We start from the raw sequence: 1,324 nt of genomic DNA, 5'->3' as shown, positions 1-1,324 counted from the left end.
GTGGAGATCTGGAGCGTCGTCTACACCGTCGCCTTCGCGATCCTCGGGGTGACGCTCGGGGCCGGGGCCGGCTTCGTCCTCGCCATCCCGTTCGCCCGATCCCGGAGCGTGCGGCTGGCCTGTGCCGGCCTGCGCTCGGTCCACGAACTGTTCTGGGCGCTGCTGCTGACACAGGTGTTCGGGTTGTCGGCGACCACCGGCATCCTGGCGATCGCGCTGCCCTACGCGGGCATCTGCGCCAAAGTCTATTCGGAGATCATCGAGGAGGCGGATCTGTCCGCCCTACGGGTCCTGCCGGCGGGGACCGGCGCCCTCTCGGCCTTCCTGTACGCCCACCTGCCCGAGGTCGCCGCGGCGTTCCGGCACTACACGCTCTACCGGTTCGAATGCGCCATGCGCTCGACCCTGGTGCTCGGCTTCATCGGCCTGCCCACCATGGGCTTCTACCTCGAATCCGCCTTCCGCCAGGGCCGCTACGCCGAGGCCGGGGCCCTGCTGCTGATCTTCTATGCGCTGATCGGCTCCCGCCGCCTCTGGATGCGGCTTTCGACCCTGCCGATCCTGCTCGTGGGCAGCGTTCTCGCCCTGCCCAAGACCATCGGGACGACCGACTGGCTGACCAGCCTCGGCCGCTTCCTCGGCCACGACATCGTCCCGAGCCCGCTCCGGTCCGGCGCTCTCCTCGACCCGGCGACCTGGGGCCGGTTCGGGCTCTGGCTCCGGCCGATCGTCACGGAGCAGATCCTGCCGGGCGCCTTTCAGACTCTGGTGCTGGCGCAGATCGCCCTGGTGGCGACCGGCCTCGGCGCGCTGATCCTGTTCCCCCTCGCCTCGCGCCGCTTCGCCGGGCCGATCGGGCAGCCCCTCGGGCGCGTCCTGCTGGTGGTGGTGCGCTCGACCCCGGAATACATGCTGGCCTACGTGCTGCTGCAGCTGCTCGGGCCCTCGATGCTGCCGGCAATCCTGGCGCTGACGATCCACAATGCCGGCATCGTCAGCTACCTGATGGGGCGACATGCCGACGATCTCGCCTACCGCCCCGATGCGCCGACCGGCCTGAACCTCTACGCCTACGAGACGCTGCCCCGGCTCTACGGGCAGTTCCTGGCCTACCTGCTCTATCGCTGGGAGCTGATCCTGCGCGAGAGTGCGATCTTCGGCATCCTCGGGGTCGCGACGCTGGGCTTCTACGTCGATGCCGCGATCTCCGAGCTGCGCCTGGACGTGGCCGTGCTGCTGATCGTCGCCACGGCACTCCTGACCGCGCTGGTCGATGCCCTGTCCCGCGCCCTGCGCCGGTCGTTGCGCCTCAGCGACCTGCCGA

General features: G+C 69.8%; 1 protein-coding gene. It reads left to right on the top strand.

Going from position 1 to position 1,324, the window contains the following annotated elements; genetic code table 11:
- A partial coding sequence (locus tag OXS49_RS33295) for an ABC transporter permease (protein ID WP_267428761.1) occupies positions 1–1,324 on the top strand: 1,324 nt, incomplete at both ends.

The organism is Methylobacterium sp. GC_Met_2, from assembly GCF_026540795.1.
In the GTDB taxonomy this organism is placed as follows: domain Bacteria; phylum Pseudomonadota; class Alphaproteobacteria; order Rhizobiales; family Beijerinckiaceae; genus Methylobacterium.
This window is presented reverse-complemented; position numbering and strand designations above follow the sequence as displayed.